Source organism: Leifsonia shinshuensis, from assembly GCF_014217625.1.
Classification (GTDB): Bacteria; Actinomycetota; Actinomycetes; order Actinomycetales; family Microbacteriaceae; genus Leifsonia; species Leifsonia shinshuensis_A.
Genome location: NZ_CP043641.1, coordinates 2,036,324 through 2,056,569 on the forward strand (window position 1 = coordinate 2,036,324; position 20,246 = coordinate 2,056,569).

Genomic DNA, 20,246 nt, shown 5'->3' on the forward strand with positions numbered 1-20,246 from the left:
TGCCACAGTGAAAGCATGATCACCAGCACCACCGTGTCGATAGACAAGATCCGCGAAGATCAAAGACGGATATACGAGCACATCGGCCTCTACACCGCGGCGAGCGCTGGCCTCGACCAACTTCTCGGAGAACTCCTCACCAAGCTTTCACTCAAACCAGCCACGACCTTCGGAGGGAAAGTAATCCGGCTGGCGGAATTGCCACAGATGAACGCATGGGCAGATTGGTGAGCACTCCGCATATCACTCAACGAGATCAAGGACTACCGCAATCGCCCCACACACTCGTCACTCGTCGCACGAATCTCCGTCACGGCAGGTGAGGTAGTCCACGTCGGGTTGAGGGAGAGCACAACAATGACCCCTGAACCACACGACTTGGTGGGACTCGAAGAAGCGGAGGACCGCCCGGGCATAGTGCATTTGACGGTCTACTCGATAGTTCACCGACACCTCGGCGACTTTGCCACATTGACCGTCCGCGCGATCGCAACCGACATCGTCGAGGCAAGCGTGCCCGGGTTCCAGGATGCGCTCAACGCCGTTTATCCCGCGCATAAGCGCGCGTAACAGAGCATCAGTAAAAGGTCGCATCATCGCGCGACATGAAGATCGATAAGGACGCCAACATTGGCGCTGACAAAATTCGCAGCATCGCCTCTGCCATCAAACCGGGATACTGTTGCAGAATTGAAACAACCAAATAACTAATAAAACCTGCCGATTAGCTGCCTAAGAAGCCATCCAGTAAATCCGGTCATCGAAACCATCACGTCACCAGCAGATGAAGAAACCAGAGCAGACAGCATGAAAACGACACGCATCGACGTACGCGGACTGTACTCGGCACTCGACGCCGCCCGCAGAACCGAAGACAAATCATGGCGCACACTCGCAAAAGACACCGGCGTTGGACCGTCGCTGTTCTCCAGAATGGCGAACGGATACAAACCAGACGCAGACAGCTTCGCCAAGTTAGTGGACTATTTGCGAGTTGACGCCAGCCAGTTCTTCACCGATCGCGACGAAGACGCCGATCGCGAAGAGCCGGAACTCGTCGTCCAACTGGCGCCCCTTTTGCGAGCCCGGAAAGACTTGAACGACGCAGACGTCGCTTACATCGAAGAAGTTATCTCCGCCACCGTGAGACGAGCGCGGGCCGCAGCAAACGGATGATCCGTGGTTTCAAGACCCGGGCGAAAGCCCTAGCGCTCGAAGTTCGGGAAGAACTGAACCTAGACCTGATGGACCCGTTCGACCCATACGAACTGGCAAAGCTGTACGGCATCGAAGTCGTGGCCACCAGCGTCCTCCTGCCGGCGACAGCACCCAAGGACGCCATCTCCGGAGCACTCGTACCAACCGGGACAGGCACCATCATCATCGACAACGACTCCGAACCGCCAGGACGCCGCAAACTCACCACAAGCCACGAAATGTCCCACGTGGTCCTCGAACACGAATTCCCGGCAGCGATCGTCGACGAACAAGGGTGCCGGACAACCATCGGCGACCAAGAAGACGAAGCGACGTTCCTCGCCGGTGAACTCGTCCTCCCCTACAACGCCGCTCTGAAACTCGCATGGCGGAACACGCCCGACGCCGTCGTCGCCCGCGACTACGGGATCAGCGTCCACGCCGCCGCCTGGAGGATGAACGCGTCAGGCGCCCGAATGCTGGTCAATCGATCCAGGAAACGACGCCGCTGACCGGTCGCCTTCCAAGCGACGTGGGGATCAACTTCGGCGCATGGAACCGTGCGTGCCTCAACTCGACCCGAACTTCTGGCTCAGCTGCGCCCATTCGTAACAGGCGTCATCGCCGATGCGTCCGACCTCACCGCGTACACGGATCGACAACCATAGGCCGTCGTCACGCCACTGGCCGTATGGATGCACACACAAGCAGGGCTGCCCCTCGACCGCGATGTCACATTCGACCCGTACACGATCGACCAGTTCGTGATGCTCGGGCTCCGCCATTACACGCGCGCCGGGAAACGAACCATGCCGTCCCGGCTGCGCCGCCTCAGCGAAGTCCTCGTACCTGATCTCCGCGACGCCGCCCAGGAACGCGCGCTCGGCAAATCCGAACGCGTCTCCCCGTACACCGAAGCTGAACAGACCTAACTCCGGGTTTGGACGCGGGCCCTGCCGGCAACGATCGCCGAGAACAACGCCGCGCGGCTCCTTGCTCTCATATTCGGCGCCGGCCTCCAAGGCGCAGAAATCGGAAACCTTCGCGGGCGCACGTCGGGCGGTGCGTCTGCTGCGAGTGGTTCGTCTTAAGTTGGGGAGCGAGCGTTGTTCGACATCCAGTCGTTGAGCGAGAACACCGCTGTTGCCTTCACCCGGGGGACGACCACATATGTGACGGACATCCGACCGATTGAGCCTGACGGCGTTCTACCCGACAACAAGTGAACAACCGCCGCTAGGTGATGACCATCCGCGCGACCGTCAACCAGTGTTGCGCGGAGACGAGAAGATCCAGACTTAAGACGTTGTCGGTCTCCTCAAGAGTGAGGAAATCGCCGATCTATTGCATTTCGGTTTCAGCGATCGCGACGGCCCCGCCGAGGCGAATTCACGCCGGAGCGGTCAATGGCCTCCGACCGCTCCGGCATCGCTCACGCGCGTCCTGCGTCTCTTACCAGTGCTGTATCGACGAACTGCTCGAATCGTACGATGACGCCGCCACGCACGACGAAGTGGTGGGCTACACGGACGTCGAGTGCTTTCTGCGTGGCCTTATTGGTGGCGGTGTACCGTGCCAGCACTACCACGTTCTCGCCGTCCACGACGTAGGTGTCGTCGTGCGCAGTCCAACCGTCCCAGTCGCGGCCGAGGATCTGCATCACATTGTCAGTCACTCCTTGGGGGGTGCGGTAGGTTCCGGCGAGGGGGAACCCAGCCATCTCCTTCCATTCGACATCAGGTGCCAGAGTGGCGCGGAGCGCCTCGAGGTCGCCGCTCGCTGACGCGATGTACTGACGGCGGACGACATCGGCGGGTGCATCACCCGTTGCATAGATCAGCCCCATGAGAGTTCTCCCTTCGCAACCTTCGTGCCCAGGTTCACCGCGATGGCGAGCCCTGCATCCGGGTACTGCCCGAGGAGTGACTGCTCAGCCGAGGCTGCGTCCTTGGATTCAGCGATAGTCTTCTCAAAGTTCCGGAGATATTCGCTCGTGTGCCGAATGGCGGCGTCGTCAGTCGACGATCCTGCTTTGCGGTGGCCGGCCGCGACGAATTGTGGATACAGCGACGCGAAAGCATCGAGGGCGTTCAGCCAAGCCTCACGGGACTCTGTCGTCGCGGTGTCGGCGGTCCAGACATGGAGGCCGTCGAAGAGAAGGATACCGCCGACTGTCGAGCGAGACTCCGGGTCCCAGACATGCCAGCCACGGTCCCCGAGCTCGTCTGCGATACGGCGGAGCTCGAGGCTGTGCCCTTCGAGGTCGAAGGTACCTTCGAACGGCTCGATCTCGACGAGTCGCGTCGGCAGATTGGCGCCCAGATGGGCCCATGCCTGCAGCTTGGCCTCGAAACTGTGGTTGATGTGCTCGATAACATCCTGCGGGGCAAGGACGCGGATCCCCGGGAACGCGTCAACGATCACTTCCGCGCCGAAATAGAAGTCGGGGTCACCGGCTGTGATCAGAACCGCCGTCGGGGTTTTGCCGGAGTCGAGCGCTGCCGCCACGATTCGGTGAGCGTCCGCGAGTGTGAAAGCCGCGTCGACGATCACAGCCTCACGCTCCCCCGCGATGAAGACGCTGGTCTTGTTCAGGGACGAATCCGCGAAGTCGAGGATCGTATATGTCAATTCACTCACGTGGAGCCTCCTATGTATCTATCCCACGTCGCCTCCGTTCCCCGTGGCGCGGTCCTTGCTCAAGCGCCAAGTACACCCACGATTACTGAATCGGTGCGACAGAGTTACGATAAGAGACCAATCCTCTTGTCGGAAGAAGGCACTTTTTGGGAACCAAGGATCTTCGAGGCAACCCCTACCTGGCGGGCTGCCCAACTCGTCGAATTCTCGATCGCATTGGAGATCGCTGGACGGTGCTTGTCGTGGGAGCGCTCGGAACCGAAACCCGCCGCTTTTCGGACGTTCGCCGTCACGTTGAGGGAATCTCGCAGAAGATGCTGACCCAAACTCTTCGAGCTCTCGAGCGAGACGGTCTTGTAAGCCGAACTGTGTACCCAGAAGTGCCAGTGCGAGTCGAGTATGCGCTCACGGCCGCAGGTCTCACTTTGCGAGAACCGCTTCGGGCACTCGAGCTTTGGTCGATCGAACACCTCGACGATATAGAAGCGTCGAACGGAAATTACGACAAGGTCTAGATCACATCGAGGCGCAGAGTCGGCTGCGATTCGGCCGCCCACATAGCGGCCTTCTGGCGTTTCGATGCAGTCATTCGCGAGAGCCCGCCGAGCGACGGCATCGTCGAAGGCGGGCGACTGGACACCGGAATCTCAGCCTGGGTCACCGGATGGGAATGCCAGGGGTCGATCGACGCCGCGTCCGCGTAGACGGACTCCACGCGGCCGAGCAGGGTCTCGAGCACGTAGCTCCAGTGCGGGAACATGTCGACGACGATCCCGCCGCCGTCCTCGGCCCGGTAGTTCCAGCTCGGGCGCTGGGCGGCCTGCCAGTCGCCCTCGAACACCCAGTAGCCGAACTCGCCGCGCACCGAGAGGATGCGGCCGAAGAAACCGGAGCCGATCAGGCGCCGCAGCTTGCGGAGACCGGGGAGGTAGAGCTTGTCGTGCACGACACCGTTCTTGATGCCGGCCTCCTCGGCCAGCCGGGCGAGCTCCAGGGCCTCCTCGAAGGACTCGGCCGTGGGCTTCTCGGTGTAGATGGCCTTGCCCGCCGCGATGGCCTTCCGGATCGCCGCGCTCCGCGCCTTGGTCACCAGGAAGTCGGCGTAGATCTGCCAGCGGTCGTCGGCCAGGGCGGCGTCGAGGTCGGTGGTGTAGTCGGCGATGCCGTGGCGTGCGGCCACCTCGGCGAGCTTCTCCTCGTTGCGGCCGACGAGCAGCGGGACGACCTGCACGCCCGTTCCGTCGGAGAGCAGCACGCCGCCCTGCTCGCGGATGGCGAGGATCGAGCGCAGCAGGTGCTGCCGGTAGCCTATGCGCCCGGAGACGCCGTTCATGATGATGCCGATCGTCGACTTTGACACTGGTGCCCCTAGAGTTTGCGTAAACGGGAAAGCCCTTACCAGTGCTAAAGGGCGCAGCATCACGAGGTCAAGTTTGTGAGTTCTCGCGACCATGTCCGAGCGACCTGGGCTGCGATTACGGGAGAACTCGCGGCTTCGCCGATTTGTTCAGCGATCCCTACCTGGGGTCGACTCGCGCACGAGAACCTGGTGCTGCACTGCGCTGGTGGGTGGCGTATTGCCAGCTTCAGCCAGGGCAGTTCGAGAGCGGACGCGCCGATCCAATCAAGCGGCAGCGCCACTGTGGTGAGTTGAGGGCTGACGTCCCGAAGTAGCGGAATACCGTCGAACCCTGCAACCGCCACGTCTGCACCGGGTGTCAATCCGGCGTCCCGAATCGCAGCGATCGCGCCGATCGCCATCACATCGGTGACCGCGAAAATGCAGTCGGGCAGTCTCCCGTTAGCCAGCAGCTTGGCGGTGGCAGAGTAGCCTCCATCGCGCGAGAACGCGTTGTGATAGACAGGAACTCCGGGAAGCTCCGATTGGAAGCCGGTGACTCGGTCGCGAACCGTGGACAACTCGGCCGGGCCTGCGACTATCGCGAAGTCGGAATAGCCGATCCCCTTGAGGGCGCAGGCTAGGTCGGCGGCACCGTCATAGTTGGGGACAACGACGCTCCGGAGCCCAGATGGTTCGGGACCGATGTCGGCCAGTTGATTCACGTTGGCAAATGCCGACCAATCCGCAGACCAGTGCCGGCTGGTTGCAAATAGCACCGCGCGAGGGCGCTGAGCGCGCAACGCTGTCAACGTTTCGGCTTCGAGCTGAAGCACGTCTTCGTCGTTCTCGTAAGGAAGTGTCGCGATGGTGACGATCAGTCCCTGCGTTTTGGCGACGGCGATCCCCCGGAAGCGATTGCCGCAAAGTAGGGGTCGGCGATGTCGCCGACTACGAGGGCTACGGTGTTGTTCGTACCTCTGGCTACTGCTTGAGCTTGCGCGTTGACGCTGTATCCGAGTTCGATTGCCGCATCTTGGACCCTTTGATTGAGGTCAGGTAGGACGGTTCTCGCTGACAGGTGTAGCGCCCAGGACGCGGTAGCCAACGAGACACCGGCACGGGCGGCGACGTCAGCCAGGGTCGGGGTGGAAGATGAAGTCACGTTCGCCACGCCACTTGATGGGCAAGCGCTTCCCCGTAACCAGTTTGTGACCGAGTGAGCCGATCCGCGTGTACGCAACCCGTCGACGATCAGGTTGCCTGCTCGCGCAAGCAGCGCTTCAAGTACCTAATGAAAGCTGGACGCTTTCGACGCCAGCGTCCGCCGCACCGGAAAGCGCGGCGGCCGCGTCGTTTTGGACAGGATCTGGGGCTAGGCAGGAAGGGAAAGATACTGCGTTTCGAGAAACTCCAGGATCCCTTCGAAACCCCCTTCGCGTCCGAGACCGCTCTGCTTGACACCGCCGAACGGGGCAGCCGGGTCGCTGATGACACCTCGGTTGACACCCACCATCCCGGATTGGAGACGAAACGCGAACCGCACGGCGTCGCCTTCCGGACCGAACACGTACGCACTCAGTCCGAACTCCGAATCGTTCGCCATTAGGAGTGCGTCTTCAACATCGTCGTACCGCACGATCGCAGCGACGGGACCGAAGATCTCTGTCGAGTTGATCGTGGAACCGTGCGCTACTCCCTTCAGGATCGTCGCCGGATAGAAGCATCCGCTGGACTCATCGGCGCCACCGAGAACGATGGTCGCCCCCTCACCGACCGCGGTCTCGACGAGTTCAGCGACTTTGTCGCGTTCCCGTTGCGAAACCAGCGCACCGAGCGTGTTCGATCGGGTGCTTCCCGGCCCGAGCGTGAACGCCAAGAATCTGTCCGTGAGTCGAGCAAGGAACTCCTCATGCAACGAGGCGTGGACGTAGATGCGGTTGGCTGCGGTGCACGCGGAGCCGCCGTTGCGCATCTTCGCATCGACCGTGCCAGCGATGGCGACGTCCAGATCAGCGCCCGGCAGCACGACGAGCGGAGCGTTACCGCCCAGCTCCATCGATGTGCTCACGACCCGACGGGCGGAGGAGGCGAGCAGCTGGCGGCCGACCTCCGTCGAGCCCGTGAACGAGAGCTTCCTCACCCGGGCGTCCGCCAGCATCGATTCGACGGCCGGGCCGACTGGCTTGGGCGTGACGAGGTTGACCACGCCGGCCGGCACGCGCGCTCGGTTCAGCAGCTCGACGATGAACGCGGCGGTGAGGGGTGTCTCCGAGGCCGGCTTGAGGACGACGGTGCAGCCGGCGGCTAGGGCGGGGGCGATCTTGCGTGCCGCCATCGCCGCTGGGAAGTTCCACGGAGTGATCAGCAGCGAGACGCCGATCGACTGGTGAGTGACCACGATCCGCTTGTCACCCGAGGGGGAACCTCGATACTCGCCGGGGATACGCACTGCCTCTTCGGCGAACCACCGGAAGAACTCCGCGGAGTACTTGGCTTCGACGATCGCGTCCGGCCACGCCTTACCGTTCTCAGCCACAATGATCGCGGCGAGGGTCTCAGCCTCCGCCGTCATCAGTTCGAACACTCGTCGAAGCAGTTCGCTCCGTTCCCTGGGGGGCGTCGCGCTCCAGCTCGGGAACGCGTCGCCGGCGGCATCGACCGCGGCCTCGCAGTCCTCCAGTGCGGCCGCAGCGAACGAGGCCAGGAGTTTACCGGTGGCCGGGTCGAGAACGGGAAAGCGGCGACCGTCCGCGCCGGCGCGCCACGCGCCGTTGATGAACAGGTCAGTCGGACCTTCGTATGCAGTCATCTCTAAACCTGCGCCCCCAGCTTGAAGCCGTGGGTCTCGTCGTCCTTGCGGGTGTACGAGAACCCGTCGGCGCCGATCGTGACCGCCATCTCGGAGTCGTCGGTGCGCGTGGTGAGCGGCTGCGGGTTGCCGTCGAGGTCGAGCACGAGGGAGGCATCGGTGTACCAGGAGGGCACGACGGGGTTGCCCCACCAGTCGCGGCGCTGGTTGTCGTGGACGTCCCAGGTGACGACGGGGTTGTCGGGGTCGCCGGTGTAGTAGTCCTGCGTGTAGATCTCGACGCGGTGGCCGTCGGGGTCGCGCAGGTAGAGGTAGAACGCGTTGGAGACGCCGTGGCGGCCGGGGCCGCGCTCGATGGCGTCGCTGCGTCGGAGGGCGCCGAGCTTGTCGCAGATGGCGATGATGTTGTGCTTCTCGTGGGTGGCGAACGCGACGTGGTGCATGCGCGGGCCGTCGCCGCCGGTCATGGCGGTGTCGTGGACGGTGGGCTTGCGGCGCATCCACGCGGCGTAGGTGGTGCCGGCCTCGTCCTGGATGTCCTCCGTGACGCGGAAGCCGAGGTCTTCCATGTACTTCACGGCGCGCGGGACGTCGGGGGTGACCTGGTTGAAGTGGTCGAGCCGGACGAGCGCGCCCGGGGTGTAGAGGTCGTAGCGCCAGGCCAGGCGCTCGACGTGCTCGACCTCGTAGAAGAACTCGTACGGGAACCCGAGCGGGTCCTCCACGCGGACGCTGTCGCCGACACCCTTCGTGAAGCCCTCCGCACGGCGCTCGACCCGGCAGCCGAGCTCGGTATAGAAGGCGACGGCGCGGTCGAGGTCTTCGGGGGTGCGCACCCGGTAGGCGAATGCGGCGACGGCGGCGATCGGGCCCTTGCGCAGCACGAGGTTGTGGTGGATGAACTCCTCGAGGCTGCGCAGGTAGACGGTGTCCTCGTCCTCCTCGGTGATGTGGAGGTCGAGCACGTCGACGTAGAAGTTGCGGCTCGCTTCGAGGTCGGTGACCACGATCTCCATGTACGCGCAGCGCACGATGTCCGGCGGGGCGGCCTGGGGCGTCGGGATGCGGTCGGTCGGTGCGGGGATCGGGTCGGTCAGGCCGACCACGGGCTCCGGGCCATCGGGGGTGATGCTCATGGTGCTGTGCTTCCTCTTCTTCGAGTGCGGTCTCAGTGGATCGGCGGCGTCAGTTGGCGCCGAACCGTGCGGTGTGGACGGGGCCGAGCGTGATGTGCACAGCCTGCTGGTCGGTGTAGAAGTCGATGGAACGGTAGCCGCCCTCGTGGCCGAGACCGGACGCCTTCACACCGCCGAACGGGGTGCGGAGGTCGCGGACGTTGTGCGAGTTCAACCACACCATCCCGGCCTCCACGTTCTGGGCGAAGGTGTGCGCGCGCTCCAGGTCGTTGGTCCAGAGGTAGGCGGCGAGGCCGTAGCGCACGCCGTTCGCGAGCTCCAGGGCCTCCGCGTCGGAGTCGAACGGGGTGATCGCGACGACCGGGCCGAAGATCTCCTCCTGGAAGATCCGCGCGTCGGGCTTCACGTCGGCGAACACGGTCGGCGCGACGTAGTTGCCGTGCTCCAGGCCCTCCGGGCGGCCGCCGCCGGCGAGCAGGCGGCCCTCGCCCTTGCCGATCTCGACGTAGCTCATCACCTTCTCGAAGTGCTCGGGGTGCACGAGCGCACCGACCTCGGTGGCCGGGTCGTGCGGGTCGCCGACGACGATGTTCTTCGCGCGGGCGGCGTAGCGCTCGCAGAACTCGTCGTAGATCGCACGCTCGACGAGGATGCGGGACCCGGCGGTGCAGCGCTCGCCGTTCAGCGAGAAGACGCCGAACAGGGTCGAGTCGATCGCGGCGTCGAGGTCGGCGTCGGCAAACACGACGGCGGGCGACTTGCCGCCGAGCTCCATCGAGAGGCCCTTCAGGAAGGGGGCGGCGTTGGCGAAGATCAGCTGGCCGGTGCGGCTCTCGCCGGTGAACGAGATGAGCGGTACGTCCGGGTGCTTGACCAGCGCGTCGCCGGCCTCCTCGCCCAGGCCGTTGACCAGGTTGAAGACGCCGTCGGGCACGCCGGCCTCGCGGAAGATCTCCGCCCACAGGGAGGCCGACAGCGGCGTGAACTCGGCCGGCTTGAGCACCACCGTGTTGCCGGTCGCCAGCGCCGGGGCGAGCTTCCAGCTCTCGAGCATGAACGGCGTGTTCCACGGCGTGATCAGGCCCGCGACGCCGATCGGCTTGCGGTTGACGTAGTTGAGCTGGCTGCCCGGCACCTTGTAGGCGTCGTCGGCCTGCGCCACGATCAGGTCGGTGAAGAACCGGAAGTTCTCCGCGGCCCGGCGGGCCTGGCCGAGCGCCTGCGTGATCGGGAGGCCGGTGTCGAAGGTCTCGAGCTCGGCGAGCCGGGCGTCCTGCGCCTCCACGGCGTCGGCGATGCGGTTCAACACCCGGGCGCGCTCGCGCGGCTTCATCCGCGGCCAGGGACCTTCCTTGAACGCGCGGGTCGCAGCGGCGACGGCGAGGTCGATGTCCTCCTTCTGGCCGGCGGCGGCCTGCACGTAGGTCTGGTTCGACACCGGGTCGAGCACGTCGAAGGTCGCGCCCGAGACACTGTCGACGAACGTCCCGTCGATGAAGTGCTGGATGGTGGTGGGGAGGTTCTCGGGAACGTAGTGCTGCGCCATGCGCGGCCTCCTGTTTCTCTGGAGTGAGTGGTCAGTGGTGGGCGTGCTCGTCCTGATACGCGTGACTGCGCTGATAAGCGTGGAAGGCGTCCAGGGTGGCGAGCCGATGCCGGCGGGCGGCGAGCTCGATCTCGAGCGGCTCGGCGCCCGACTCGATGAGGGACACGATGTGCTCGTGCTCGGCGACCGACTCGCGGGCGCGGCCGGGAACGAAGCTGAAGACGGAGTCGCGCAGCACGGCCAGGCGGTTCCAGCCGCGGTGCACGAGGTCGAGGATGTGCGGGTTCGGGCACTCCTCGAACAGCACGGAGTGGAACTCCAGGTTGAGCTGCGTGAAGCGGTGCGGGTCGAAGCCGTCGAGGCTCGCGATCATCGCCTCGTTGACCTGGCGCGCCCGGCGCAGGTGCTCGGCGGTGAGTCGCGGGGCGGAGAGCTGCGTGGCCGCGCCCTCCACCAGCGCGAGCGTCTCCATCGTGTACGTGTACTCGGTGGGGTGCAGGAACGCGACCTGGGCTCCGACGTTCTTCTCGAACGTCACCAGGCCCTCGGCCTCCAGCCGGCGGATCGCCTCGCGCACCGGCACGACGCTGATGCCGAGCTCGCCCGCGATCGACCCGAGCACCAGGCGGAAGCCCGAGACGTACCGGCCGTCCTCGACCCGCTCGCGGATGAACTCGTAGGCGAGCTGCGACTTGCTCGGCGCGACCTCCTTCGCAGTCGTGTCGGCCTTCAGCGCTGTGTCAGCCATGCGGCGTACCTCTCTTTCCAAGCGGCGTTCATCGGGAACAGGCCTTCGATGCGCTCGCCGGCCGCGACCATCTCGGCGATGAACTCCTCTTCGCGCTCCTGCTCGATCGCGTCGGCCACGACCTCCTCGACCAGGGCGGGCGGGATGACGAGCAGCCCGTCGGCGTCGCCCACGATCACGTCGCCCGGCAGCACCGTGGCTCCGCCGCAGGCGATCGCGACGTCCGCGTCCCACGGCACATGCTTGCGGCCGAGCACCGCCGGGTGCGGGCCGGAGTGGTAGGTGGGGATGTCGAGCGCTGCCACGACCGCGAGGTCGCGCACGCCGCCGTCGGTGACGATGCCGGCGGCTCCGTTGACCTGGGCGCGCAGGGCCAGCACGTCGCCGACGGTGCCGCTGCCGCGCTCGCCCCTGGCCTCGATCACGAGCACCTCGCCGGCGCCGACGGCGTCGAACGAGCGCTTCTGGATGTTGTACCCGCCGCCGCGCCAGGCGAACAGGTCCTCGCGGTTCGGGAGGTAGCGCAGCGTCTTGGCGGTGCCGACGATACGGGCTTCCGGGCGAGTGGAGGTGAGACCGTCGATGCTCACGTTGTCGAGGCCGCGCTTGCGCAGCTGCGAGCTGAGCGTCGCGGTGGCGACGGAGGCGAGCTTGGCGCGGAGCTCGGCGGTGAGCTCGAACGCTGCCCCCGAGCTCCGCCGCCCCCACGCCTCCGACCGCTGCAGGTCGTCCACGGACGGCTTCGACCCGAAGTCGCCGAACGGCGCTGTGCCCTCGGTGATGCGTGTGACCAGGCGGCCGGAGCTCGGGGCGCCTGCGACGGTCGGCGCGTCCACCTCCACCTCGACGACGTCGCCGGGCACCGTGACCGACGAGCCGGCCGGGGTGCCGGTGAGGATGACATCCCCGGGCTCCAGGGTCATCAGCTGCGAGAGGTCGGCGACCAGCTGCCCGAACGGGAACAGCAGCCCGTCGGTGGTGTCGTCCTGCACCAGTTCGCCGTTCAGCCAGGTGCGCACGCGCAGCGCGTCGGGCTGCACGGACGCGGCGGGGATGATCGCGGGCCCCAGGGGTGTGAAGCCGTCGCCGCCCTTCGAGCGGACGTTGGAGCCGCGGTCGGCGGCACGCAGGTCGTAGAGGCCGAAGTCGTTGGCGGCCGTGACGCCGGAGACGGCCGCCCAGCCCTGCTCGGGCGTGACCCGGCGGGTGGGCCGGCCGATGATCAGGGCGACCTCGCCCTCGAAGGCGAGCAGCTCGGTGCCCGCCGGACGCTCGAGCTCGGCGCCGGTGCCGGAGATCGACGAGGCCGGCTTGAAGAAGTACGAGGGCTGAGCAGGGGTGCGACCGCGCTGCGCGGCACGAGAGCGGTAGTTCAGGTGCACCGCGATGATCTTGCCTGGCAGGCTGATGGCGCTCACGCGCTGACGCTCCTCGTCTTCGGTGGATGGATTGAACGTATTTGAGATTGTATACGATTTTTGAAGCCAGCGGGAAGGGGACGCGCGATTTCAGTATGCGGCCGGCACATCGCCCGAATAGTCGTCGCCCGTGTACGTCTTCGCCAAACTCTCAGAGGCGCGTGCGAGAAGCGTCACGTCACTGCCGACCAGCACGTAAGCAGCCCCCGCGGCGGCATACCGCCGTGCCGTCTCCGGGTCGAACGCGTTCACACCCACCGGGGTGTTCGTGACGCGTCCTGCCGCGATGACGACCTCGACCGCCGCCATCACATCCGGGTGGTTCTGCTGGCCAAGGAGGCCCATCGAGGCCGCGAGGTCTGCAGGGCCGACGAGCAGGGCGTCCACGCCGTCGACGGCCGCGATGCTTCGCGCGGCCTTCAGCCCCTGGACGGTCTCAATCTGCACCGTCAGCGACACCAGCTCGTGGGCGCGCGCCAGATAGTCCGGGATGCGGCTCCACCGCGACGACCGCGCCAGTGCGCTGCCCACCCCGCGGATCCCGAGCGGCGGATACCGCACCGCCCGCACCATCTCCTCGGCCTCCAGCACACTGGACATCATCGGCACGAGCACGTTCTGCGCTCCCAGATCGAGGAGCTGCTTGAGGATCACCGCGTCCCCGATCGGCGCCCGCACCACCGGCACGACCGGATAGGCGGCCGCCGCCTGGAGCTGCGCCAGGATCGACTCCAGCCCGACAGGGGAGTGCTCGCCGTCGATCAGAAGGATGTCGAGCCCGCTGCCCGCGCAGATCTCCGCGACGAGCGGGCTGCCCGCGCACGACCACATCCCGTACAGGGTGCGGTCGGCCGAGCGGAGGCGGCCGGCGAAGGTCGGGGTGGCGTCTAGACGAATCGGCATGTCACGGCTCCCAGGGTCCCGTAGTCGGCGTGGATGGTGTCGCCGCGCTCCACCCAGAGCGGGCGGGTGAACGAGCCGGCGAGGACGATGTCCCCGGCCTCCAGGCGTGTCCCGTGCTGCGCGAGCTTGTTCGCGAGCCAGGCGACGCCGGCGGCGGGATGGTCGAGCACCGCGGCGGCGACGCCGGACTCCTCGATGGTCTCGTTGCGGTACAGCAGCGCGGACACCCAGCGCAGGTCGACGGCATCTACCGCGACCGGCCGGCCGCCGACGACCATGCCGCCCATCGCGGCGTTGTCGGAGATGGTGTCGACGATCGTCCTGCCGTGCAGTTCGATGCGCGAGCTCAGGATCTCCAGGGCGGGCACGACGTACCGGGTCGCGTCGAGCACGTCGAACAGCGTGACGTCCGGCCCCTCCAACGGCTCAGCGAGAACGAAGGCCAGCTCCACCTCGATCCGCACATTCGAGTACCGGTCGAACGGGATGACCGCCCCGGTCTCGTGGACCATGTCCGCGAAGATCGCGCCGTAGTCGGGCTCGGTGATCCCCGTCGCCTGCTGCATCACCTTCGAGGTCAGCCCGATCTTGCGGCCGACCAGCCGACGCCCGGCCGCGAGCCCGCGCTCGACCCAGACGCGCTGCACGGCGTAGGCGTCGTCCACCGTCATGCCGGGATGGCGGGCCGTCAGCAGCGGGACCGTCGTGCGCCCGCGCTCGGCGTCGGCGAGCTCGTCCGCGATCGCGCGGTGGATGGAGGTGTTCAACACAGCAGTCTCCTCAGGTCGATCTGCCCGATCCTGCAAGCATAGGTTTCGGCATCCCCCGCAGATTGCCGGAGAGCGAACGACGGTAGTGCGAGAGCGCACGGTTCGACTCGAGTGGTTACGTGACGCGCACCTGGTGCGGGATTCTCGGACGTGAGAGGCCAACGACCGGTGTCTCGGGGGTCAGGACCGTGAGGAGAAACGTGAACAAGCACGTCGTCGTCGTCTCGGGTGGGGGCACCGGCATCGGCGCCGCCACCGCGCGACGATTCGCACAGGACGGAGCCGATGTCGTGCTGCTGGGACGGCGCCGTGAGCCGTTGGAGACCGTCGCGGCCGAGATCGGCGCCCTTGCGATCCCCTGCGACACGAGCGATCGTGCGCAGACGGAAGAGACGATAAGCCGAGTGGTCGAGCGCTACGGGCGCCTGGATACGGTCATCGCGAATGCCGGCGGGCACGGCGTCGGCACTGTGGCGGAGACCGACGACAACCAGTGGGAGTTGTCGTTCCGGACGAACGTCTCGACCGCGTTCGTCCTCGCCCGCGCCGCGCTGCCCGAACTCGTCGAATCCCGAGGCAGCATCGTCGTCGTATCCTCCCTCGCCGGGTTGTTCGCCGGGCCCGGCGTCGCCGGGTACACCGTCGGCAAGCATGCGCTGCTGGGACTGACTCGCAGCCTCGCTCGCGACTACGGCCGACGAGGAGTTCGGGTCAATGCGGTCTGTCCAGGCTGGGTTCGGACACCGATGGCGGACGAGGAGATGGATGTGTTCGCGTCGGAGGCGGGACTTCCCGGTCGCGAGGAGGGCTACGCCGTCGTGACGCGCGACGTTCCGCTGGGGCGACCCGCGGCACCGGAGGAGATCGCCTCCGCGATCCGCTTCCTCGCCTCCCCCGACGCCGGCTACATCACCGGCTCCACACTCGTGGTCGACGGTGGGGCCCACATAGTCGATCTGCCCACCGTCTCGATGTCCTGAGCGTCCGCGCACGCTTCCCTGCGGGGGCCCTAGTGGCGGCAGGTGCAGCCGTCTCCCCCACCACAGCACGAGGAGGCCGCCGCGCCGTCGGGCAGGTCGAGCGCCGGGTTGCGGTCGAGGAAACCGTACGGCTTGAACAGGAACCCGGAGTAGTCGACCGGCATGATCGGCCAGTCCTCCGGGCGCGGGACGTGGGTCGGGCCGAAGACATGCCAGAGGACGATGTCCTCGTCCTCCAGCGAGCGGTCGGCGGCGATCCACGCCGGGATGCCCGCTCCCCCCGCGTGCGCGTTCGGGTAGTCGCCCGCGGGAAAGCGCTCGGCCGCGTCGTACTGCGTGGCCCACAGGTGCTTGGTCGCGAACGTCGCGCGGGCGTACACGGACGAGTCCGGCTGTGCCATCAGCGTGGCGCTCGGCTGCGGGATCAGGTGGAACGCGGTCGGCTTGCCCACCGCGTTCGTGCGGGTCGAGCTGGTGACCTCCCAGACCCGGGCGGTCGGCGCGTTCGCGAGTCGGCCGGATTCGGATTCGCGCGTGATCGGCGTCGTCGTCCAGGTGAACGCGTTGCCGTGGGGGTTGTCCGCACCGGTCGGGATGCCCACGACGTCCAATTCGGCGAGCGAGTTCCGCTCGCCGTCGACGGCGACGTCGAGCCGCGCGCAGAACAGGTGCTGGTGCACGGGGGCGAACAGGCCTGGCGCGATCTCGGGCGCGTGCGGGTCGCTCACACCCGGGACACCGGCACCGGCGAACACGATTCCGGTGGCCTTCGCCTCCACCTGGATGGTGCCGTCCAGGTAGAAATACCAGAAGAATCCGTAGTCGTAGTTGCCGATCGTCGAGAAGTACGAGACCACGAGCCGGCGGGATCGCCGGACTTCGGACTTTCCGAGCAGGTCGGTGTGCTTCCAGAGCACGCCGTAGTCCTCCTCGTGCATGCACACCACCTGCGGGATGGTGACCGGATTGCCGTGATCGTCGGCCACCACACCGTCGAAGTAGTGGATGACGCCGAGGCAATCGCAGCCGAGTGTCAGTGAGTTCGCGTTCTTGCCGAGCAGGTACTCGCCAGCATCGAAGTAGCTGATCCAGAACCGGGTCGGCGTGGTGTCGCCGTAGGGCACCACCATCTCCGGCACGGACGCGCGGGCGAGCACCGGCCGCACATCGTCGCCGTCGCAGAAGCCGACATCGTGCAGTACGAGACCCTCGCGCGCGTTGAAGCCGACACGGAACGACCAGTTCTCCCATTCGACCGCCTGGCCGTCCACGTGGAAGCTCGGGCCTTCCGGCTGGGTAATCTCGATGGGCTTGAGGCTCGTCCGCGCGGGACCGACCGTGGCGGCGTCGTAGTTGCCATCGAGTGCTGGAACCGGCACATCGCCCTCGTCCTCGACGCGGATGACCTCGCCGCGGGTGAGGTCGATGTGCACGATGAGGCCCTCAACAGGATGCGACCACGGCGAGTCCTCCGGCGTCGAACGCAGGAACGTGAGACTGCGGATAACGCGCCGGCCGACCTCATCGGAACGGTTGAAGAAGCCGGGGGCGAGCGGCGCGCAGAAGGCCAACTCCATCCGGTCGGCCAATCCTCGCCTGGTCATCGCAGCCTGCCACGCGGGCGAGGCTTTGGCGATCTCCTCGGCACGCTCGTACTCTTCGAACAGGTACTGAGGCTGCCCGTAGGGCGCCTCAGCGGTGCCCAGCTCGGTGTAGGCGACCAGCTCCCTCGTGGTCACCGATACGATCGCCTCGCCGGCCATCCCGGTCGTGGTGTCAAGGATCACGAACAGGATGCGGCGTTCGATGGCATCGCCCGGCCGGAACGCGGCGACCGCTGTTTTCGACGGTTCGACCGGGAGAACGTTCGGGAACCGGGTCGACACCGTCACGAGGCCGGACTCCTCCAGCACGCGACGCCCCACGGCGATCTCACTCGCGGTGAGAGAATCGAGCGGATGGACGACGGCTTCGGGTGTCGTCGTCCTGGTGGTGTGATCATGACCGGACATGGAGATCCTCACTTCAGGGTCGTCGACTCAGTATCGACCTTCCCTTCACGCTTTCCGCCTGTCGCGGCTGACCGTTCCGATTCAGACAATCTCTGTGCGTGCGAAGCCAAGCCGCTCGGCTCCTGTTGGCTGTGGGATCGAGTCAAATCGTGCACCGTTTCGCGCACCCGCCGAGGAGGACCCGTTGACTTCCACAGAATCCGCCGACAACCCGGTCGGCACCCGGACCGCCGCCCATCGCAGGCTCGGCGTCCCTGCCGTCACGTTCATGATCGTCGCCGCGTCCGCACCGCTCACGGTGCTCGCCGGCGGCGTCACGACCACCTTCGCCGTTACCGGTGTCCTGGGCGTTCCGCTTTCGTTCCTCATCCTCGGCGTGACGCTGGCGATCTTCGCAGTGGGCTACGCCGCCATGAGCCGCTTCATCACCAACGCCGGCGCGTTCTACTCGTACGTCGCCCGCGGTCTGGGCAGACCCACCGGGGTGGGGGTCTCGATCGTCGCGCTGATCTCGTACAACGCGATGCAGATCGGCGTGTACGGACTGTTCGGCTTCCAAGTCTCGTCGTTGCTCGACACCAAATTCGGGTGGGACGTACCGTGGTGGATCCCGGTGCTCGGCTGCATCGCGATCGTGGCCCTGCTCGGCGTCAATCGGGTCGACCTGTCGGCGAAGGTGCTCGGCGTTCTTGTCGCCTTCGAGTTCGTGGTCGTGATCGTGTACGACTTCTCTGCTTTCGCCGTGTCGCCGGAAGGCGTCAGCGCGGCCCCGCTGACGCCGTCGGCACTGTTCGTCCCGGGAGTCGGAGCCGTCTTCGCATTCGGGATCGCGGCATTCATGGGCTTCGAGTCGGCGGCGATCTACGGCGAGGAGTCGAAGGATCCCAAGCGCACCATCGCGCGAGCTACCTACACGGCCGTCGGTGTCATCGCGCTGTTCTACGCCCTCTCCTCGTGGGCGATGGTCGTCGGCTCTGGCCCGAGCAAGGTTATCGCCGATTCGCGGACGCAAGGCCCCGACCTGATGTTCTCGTTCCTGGCGACCCATGTCGGCGTGATCATGAGCGACATCGCACAGCTGCTGTTCGTGACGAGCCTGTTCGCGTCACTCGTGAGCTTCCACAACGCCGTCGCGCGCTACTTTTTCTCGCTAGGGCGGGAGGGCGTGATGCCCTCCTGGCTCGCGCGGATCCGGCACCACAGCGGTGCGCCGTGGGCGGGCTCGGTGACGCAGACCGCTCTCGCGGCGATCGTGATCGTCGCGTTCGCGATCGCCGGCGCGGGGTGGACACCGCCGAAGGGTGCTCCTGCCGCGTTGTTCCCTGTGCTGACGCTGTTCTCGTGGTTGACCAACACCGGGGCGATGGGCCTGACTCTCCTGATGGCTATCGTCTCGTTCGCGGTGATCGGGTTCTTCCGCCGGAACCATCACGCCGTCGGTTCCTGGCAGCGCACCTCCGCCCCTGTCATCTCCGGCGTCGGGCTCCTCGTGGTCTTCGTCTTGATCCTGGTCTACTTCAACACGCTGTTGACCAGCGACCCGACTGCGCCGCCGAGCGCGACGACCTTCATCCTCCCTGCCATCGTGATCATCCCCGGCATACTCGGTGTCGTCTGGGGAGTCGTCCTCAAACGGTCCAACCCCCGCGTATACGCTCAGATCGGGCACGGTCCTGAGGAGTCTGGCGCACCGGAACTCGGGGCCGACGAGTGACTCGGAACGCGGTGGAGGTCACAACCAGGCGGCGGTCCGCAGGTCCGAAGGGGATCGGCCGTACGTCGCCTTGAAGACCCGGCTGAAGTGCGCCGCGTCGGCGAAACCCCACTTCGAGGCGATCGCAGCCACGGAGAGAGCCGCGTGCAGCGGGTCCACCAGGTCTCGGCGGCAACGCTCGAGCCGACGAGAGCGGATCCAGGACGACACAGTCGTCCCGTGCTCTTGGAAAAGACCTTGAAGATGCCGGGTCGAGATGAAGTGGACGGCCGCGATCTCGTTGGGCCCGAGGTCGGCGGAACCAAGATTGGATTCGATGTACGCCTGAATCCGGCGCATCAGGGCGCGATGCGTATCCGCGGGATCGGTCGTGAGATCTAGCTCCTGGGCGAACAGCGTCGACACGAGGTCGAGCGCACTATGGGCGAGCCTCCCGCCGGCCGTCCCGGAGAGCTCCTCGAGATTGCCGACGAGCTGCCTGAGAAAGGGAACTATCATGCCGGAGATGCCGGACCCGCCATCGAACCTGACCGCCGTGAGCTGCGACACCAAGTCCGTAGGCAACCCCAGCAGATGCTTCGGGAACATCACGACCATCGTCCGGAAATCGTCCTCGAAGACGAGCGAGTAGGGCTGATGCGTGTCATAGACGGCCAGATCGCCCGGATGCAAGAGAGCCTCGCGACCGTCCTGGATCAACAGGCCCGTTCCGGACAACAGCATGCTCAGCTTGAAATAGTGCCGATCCGCCCGCGCGATCAGCTCCGGAGTCCGCTCGACGACATGCTGCGTCGCGCTCACCTCGGACACGTGGATCTCATCGGCCTGAGCAGAGCGTATACGGCCCCAGAACGGTTCCGGCCGGTCGCTCGTGACCTGCAGGGGAACAAACGACTTCGACACACTGTTTCGGAACGCGTTGAAGTCATGAGAGGCGTCGGTGGTGACGCCGTGAGCGCCACGAGCCGGCTGTTGGGGGGTAAGCACGATCGACCTCACTGGAACCGGGGACTACTTTGTATACGATCCGT

20 protein-coding genes and 1 pseudogene are annotated in these 20,246 nt (G+C 66.0%); 6 read left to right on the plus strand and 15 right to left on the minus strand.

Features of this window, described 5'->3' with window-relative positions:
- Positions 1 to 15 precede the first annotated feature (15 nt).
- The 3 genes from F1C12_RS09755 to F1C12_RS09765 all read left to right on the plus strand — a co-directional run bounded on the left by F1C12_RS09755 (position 16) and on the right by F1C12_RS09765 (position 1,709).
- Positions 16 to 231 carry a hypothetical protein gene (locus tag F1C12_RS09755; RefSeq protein WP_185278541.1) on the plus strand — a complete coding sequence of 72 codons (216 nt, stop codon included), beginning with the start codon at positions 16 to 18 and terminating at the stop codon, positions 229 to 231.
- 576 nt (positions 232 to 807) lie between these two features.
- On the plus strand, positions 808 to 1,176 hold the full coding sequence (locus F1C12_RS09760) for a helix-turn-helix domain-containing protein (protein ID WP_185278542.1): 369 nt from the start codon (positions 808 to 810) through the stop codon (positions 1,174 to 1,176).
- A complete protein-coding gene (locus tag F1C12_RS09765; protein WP_185278543.1) occupies positions 1,173 to 1,709 on the plus strand; it encodes an ImmA/IrrE family metallo-endopeptidase in 537 nt (178 codons plus the stop codon). The genes F1C12_RS09760 and F1C12_RS09765 overlap by 4 nt, the downstream gene beginning before the upstream one ends.
- A gap of 57 nt (positions 1,710 to 1,766) precedes the next feature.
- On the opposite strand, the gene F1C12_RS09770 is transcribed toward F1C12_RS09765, so the two are convergent.
- From F1C12_RS09770 to F1C12_RS09780, 3 genes are all read right to left on the minus strand, one after another.
- Positions 1,767 to 2,219, minus strand: a complete 453-nt coding sequence (locus F1C12_RS09770) for a hypothetical protein (protein WP_185278544.1) — start codon at positions 2,217 to 2,219, stop codon at positions 1,767 to 1,769.
- Positions 2,220 to 2,629: 410 nt separating this feature from the next.
- Positions 2,630 to 3,043 (minus strand): nuclear transport factor 2 family protein, encoded by a 414-nt coding sequence (locus F1C12_RS09775; protein ID WP_185278545.1) that lies wholly within the window; start codon positions 3,041 to 3,043, stop codon positions 2,630 to 2,632.
- The gene (locus F1C12_RS09780) at positions 3,034 to 3,837 is read right to left on the minus strand and encodes an MBL fold metallo-hydrolase (protein WP_185278546.1); all 804 of its coding nucleotides are present in this window, start codon (positions 3,835 to 3,837) and stop codon (positions 3,034 to 3,036) included. Before F1C12_RS09780 ends, F1C12_RS09775 begins: the two co-directional genes overlap by 10 nt.
- A gap of 242 nt (positions 3,838 to 4,079) precedes the next feature.
- Between F1C12_RS09780 and F1C12_RS09785 the strand changes: the two genes are divergently transcribed.
- Positions 4,080 to 4,352: a winged helix-turn-helix transcriptional regulator gene (locus F1C12_RS09785; protein WP_308458011.1), complete on the plus strand. Its 273-nt coding sequence runs from the start codon at positions 4,080 to 4,082 to the stop codon at positions 4,350 to 4,352.
- A gap of 170 nt (positions 4,353 to 4,522) precedes the next feature.
- Here the strand turns inward: F1C12_RS09785 and F1C12_RS09790 are convergent.
- From F1C12_RS09790 to hpaH, 10 genes and pseudogenes are all read right to left on the minus strand, one after another.
- Positions 4,523 to 5,170, minus strand: a pseudogene (locus tag F1C12_RS09790) (Gfo/Idh/MocA family protein); the annotation flags it as partial.
- An 86-nt stretch (positions 5,171 to 5,256) separates the two neighbouring features.
- Entirely contained in the window at positions 5,257 to 6,012 is a 756-nt protein-coding gene (locus F1C12_RS09795; RefSeq protein WP_258046204.1) for a LacI family DNA-binding transcriptional regulator, read from the minus strand.
- A gap of 41 nt (positions 6,013 to 6,053) precedes the next feature.
- Positions 6,054 to 6,350 (minus strand): LacI family DNA-binding transcriptional regulator, encoded by a 297-nt coding sequence (locus F1C12_RS22700; RefSeq protein WP_308458006.1) that lies wholly within the window; start codon positions 6,348 to 6,350, stop codon positions 6,054 to 6,056.
- A gap of 201 nt (positions 6,351 to 6,551) precedes the next feature.
- Positions 6,552 to 7,988: an NAD-dependent succinate-semialdehyde dehydrogenase gene (locus F1C12_RS09800; RefSeq protein ID WP_185278548.1), complete on the minus strand. Its 1,437-nt coding sequence runs from the start codon at positions 7,986 to 7,988 to the stop codon at positions 6,552 to 6,554.
- Between the two features lie 2 nt (positions 7,989 to 7,990).
- Positions 7,991 to 9,124, minus strand: coding sequence for a 3,4-dihydroxyphenylacetate 2,3-dioxygenase (hpaD, locus tag F1C12_RS09805; protein WP_185278549.1), 1,134 nt, complete (start codon positions 9,122 to 9,124; stop codon positions 7,991 to 7,993).
- Positions 9,125 to 9,173: 49 nt separating this feature from the next.
- Entirely contained in the window at positions 9,174 to 10,670 is a 1,497-nt protein-coding gene (gene hpaE / locus F1C12_RS09810; RefSeq protein ID WP_185278550.1) for a 5-carboxymethyl-2-hydroxymuconate semialdehyde dehydrogenase, read from the minus strand.
- A 31-nt stretch (positions 10,671 to 10,701) separates the two neighbouring features.
- Positions 10,702 to 11,418, minus strand: coding sequence for a GntR family transcriptional regulator (locus tag F1C12_RS09815; RefSeq protein WP_185278551.1), 717 nt, complete (start codon positions 11,416 to 11,418; stop codon positions 10,702 to 10,704).
- The gene (locus F1C12_RS09820) at positions 11,400 to 12,836 is read right to left on the minus strand and encodes a fumarylacetoacetate hydrolase family protein (RefSeq protein ID WP_185278552.1); all 1,437 of its coding nucleotides are present in this window, start codon (positions 12,834 to 12,836) and stop codon (positions 11,400 to 11,402) included. Before F1C12_RS09820 ends, F1C12_RS09815 begins: the two co-directional genes overlap by 19 nt.
- Before the next feature lie 90 nt (positions 12,837 to 12,926).
- The gene (locus F1C12_RS09825) at positions 12,927 to 13,739 is read right to left on the minus strand and encodes an HpcH/HpaI aldolase family protein (RefSeq protein ID WP_185278553.1); all 813 of its coding nucleotides are present in this window, start codon (positions 13,737 to 13,739) and stop codon (positions 12,927 to 12,929) included.
- Entirely contained in the window at positions 13,724 to 14,509 is a 786-nt protein-coding gene (gene hpaH / locus F1C12_RS09830) for a 2-oxo-hept-4-ene-1,7-dioate hydratase (RefSeq protein WP_185278554.1), read from the minus strand. The genes F1C12_RS09825 and hpaH overlap by 16 nt, the downstream gene beginning before the upstream one ends.
- 119 nt (positions 14,510 to 14,628) lie before the next feature.
- Between hpaH and F1C12_RS09835 the strand changes: the two genes are divergently transcribed.
- Complete coding sequence (locus tag F1C12_RS09835; RefSeq protein ID WP_258046206.1) at positions 14,629 to 15,489, plus strand: SDR family NAD(P)-dependent oxidoreductase; 861 nt, start codon at positions 14,629 to 14,631, stop codon at positions 15,487 to 15,489.
- A 29-nt stretch (positions 15,490 to 15,518) separates the two neighbouring features.
- Here F1C12_RS09835 and F1C12_RS09840 read toward each other — a convergent pair whose 3' ends face one another.
- Positions 15,519 to 17,501, minus strand: coding sequence for a primary-amine oxidase (locus F1C12_RS09840; RefSeq protein WP_185278555.1), 1,983 nt, complete (start codon positions 17,499 to 17,501; stop codon positions 15,519 to 15,521).
- 268 nt (positions 17,502 to 17,769) lie between these two features.
- On the opposite strand from F1C12_RS09840, the gene F1C12_RS09845 reads away from it, so the two are divergent.
- Entirely contained in the window at positions 17,770 to 19,215 is a 1,446-nt protein-coding gene (locus F1C12_RS09845; RefSeq protein ID WP_219732724.1) for an APC family permease, read from the plus strand.
- 18 nt (positions 19,216 to 19,233) lie between these two features.
- Here the strand turns inward: F1C12_RS09845 and F1C12_RS09850 are convergent, their stop codons facing one another.
- On the minus strand, positions 19,234 to 20,205 hold the full coding sequence (locus F1C12_RS09850; protein WP_445626112.1) for an AraC-like ligand-binding domain-containing protein: 972 nt from the start codon (positions 20,203 to 20,205) through the stop codon (positions 19,234 to 19,236).
- Positions 20,206 to 20,246 lie beyond the last annotated feature (41 nt).

Coding starts and splice junctions, on each gene's coding strand:
- F1C12_RS09755 (WP_185278541.1), top strand. CDS start 16: ATGATCACCAGCACCACCGTGTCGATAGACAAGATCCGCGAAGATCAA.
- F1C12_RS09760 (WP_185278542.1), top strand. CDS start 808: ATGAAAACGACACGCATCGACGTACGCGGACTGTACTCGGCACTCGAC.
- F1C12_RS09765 (WP_185278543.1), top strand. CDS start 1,173: ATGATCCGTGGTTTCAAGACCCGGGCGAAAGCCCTAGCGCTCGAAGTT.
- F1C12_RS09775 (WP_185278545.1), bottom strand. CDS start 3,043: ATGGGGCTGATCTATGCAACGGGTGATGCACCCGCCGATGTCGTCCGC.
- F1C12_RS09800 (WP_185278548.1), bottom strand. CDS start 7,988: ATGACTGCATACGAAGGTCCGACTGACCTGTTCATCAACGGCGCGTGG.
- hpaD (WP_185278549.1), bottom strand. CDS start 9,124: ATGAGCATCACCCCCGATGGCCCGGAGCCCGTGGTCGGCCTGACCGAC.
- hpaE (WP_185278550.1), bottom strand. CDS start 10,670: ATGGCGCAGCACTACGTTCCCGAGAACCTCCCCACCACCATCCAGCAC.
- F1C12_RS09815 (WP_185278551.1), bottom strand. CDS start 11,418: ATGGCTGACACAGCGCTGAAGGCCGACACGACTGCGAAGGAGGTCGCG.
- F1C12_RS09825 (WP_185278553.1), bottom strand. CDS start 13,739: ATGCCGATTCGTCTAGACGCCACCCCGACCTTCGCCGGCCGCCTCCGC.
- F1C12_RS09840 (WP_185278555.1), bottom strand. CDS start 17,501: ATGTCCGGTCATGATCACACCACCAGGACGACGACACCCGAAGCCGTC.
- F1C12_RS09845 (WP_219732724.1), top strand. CDS start 17,770: ATGATCGTCGCCGCGTCCGCACCGCTCACGGTGCTCGCCGGCGGCGTC.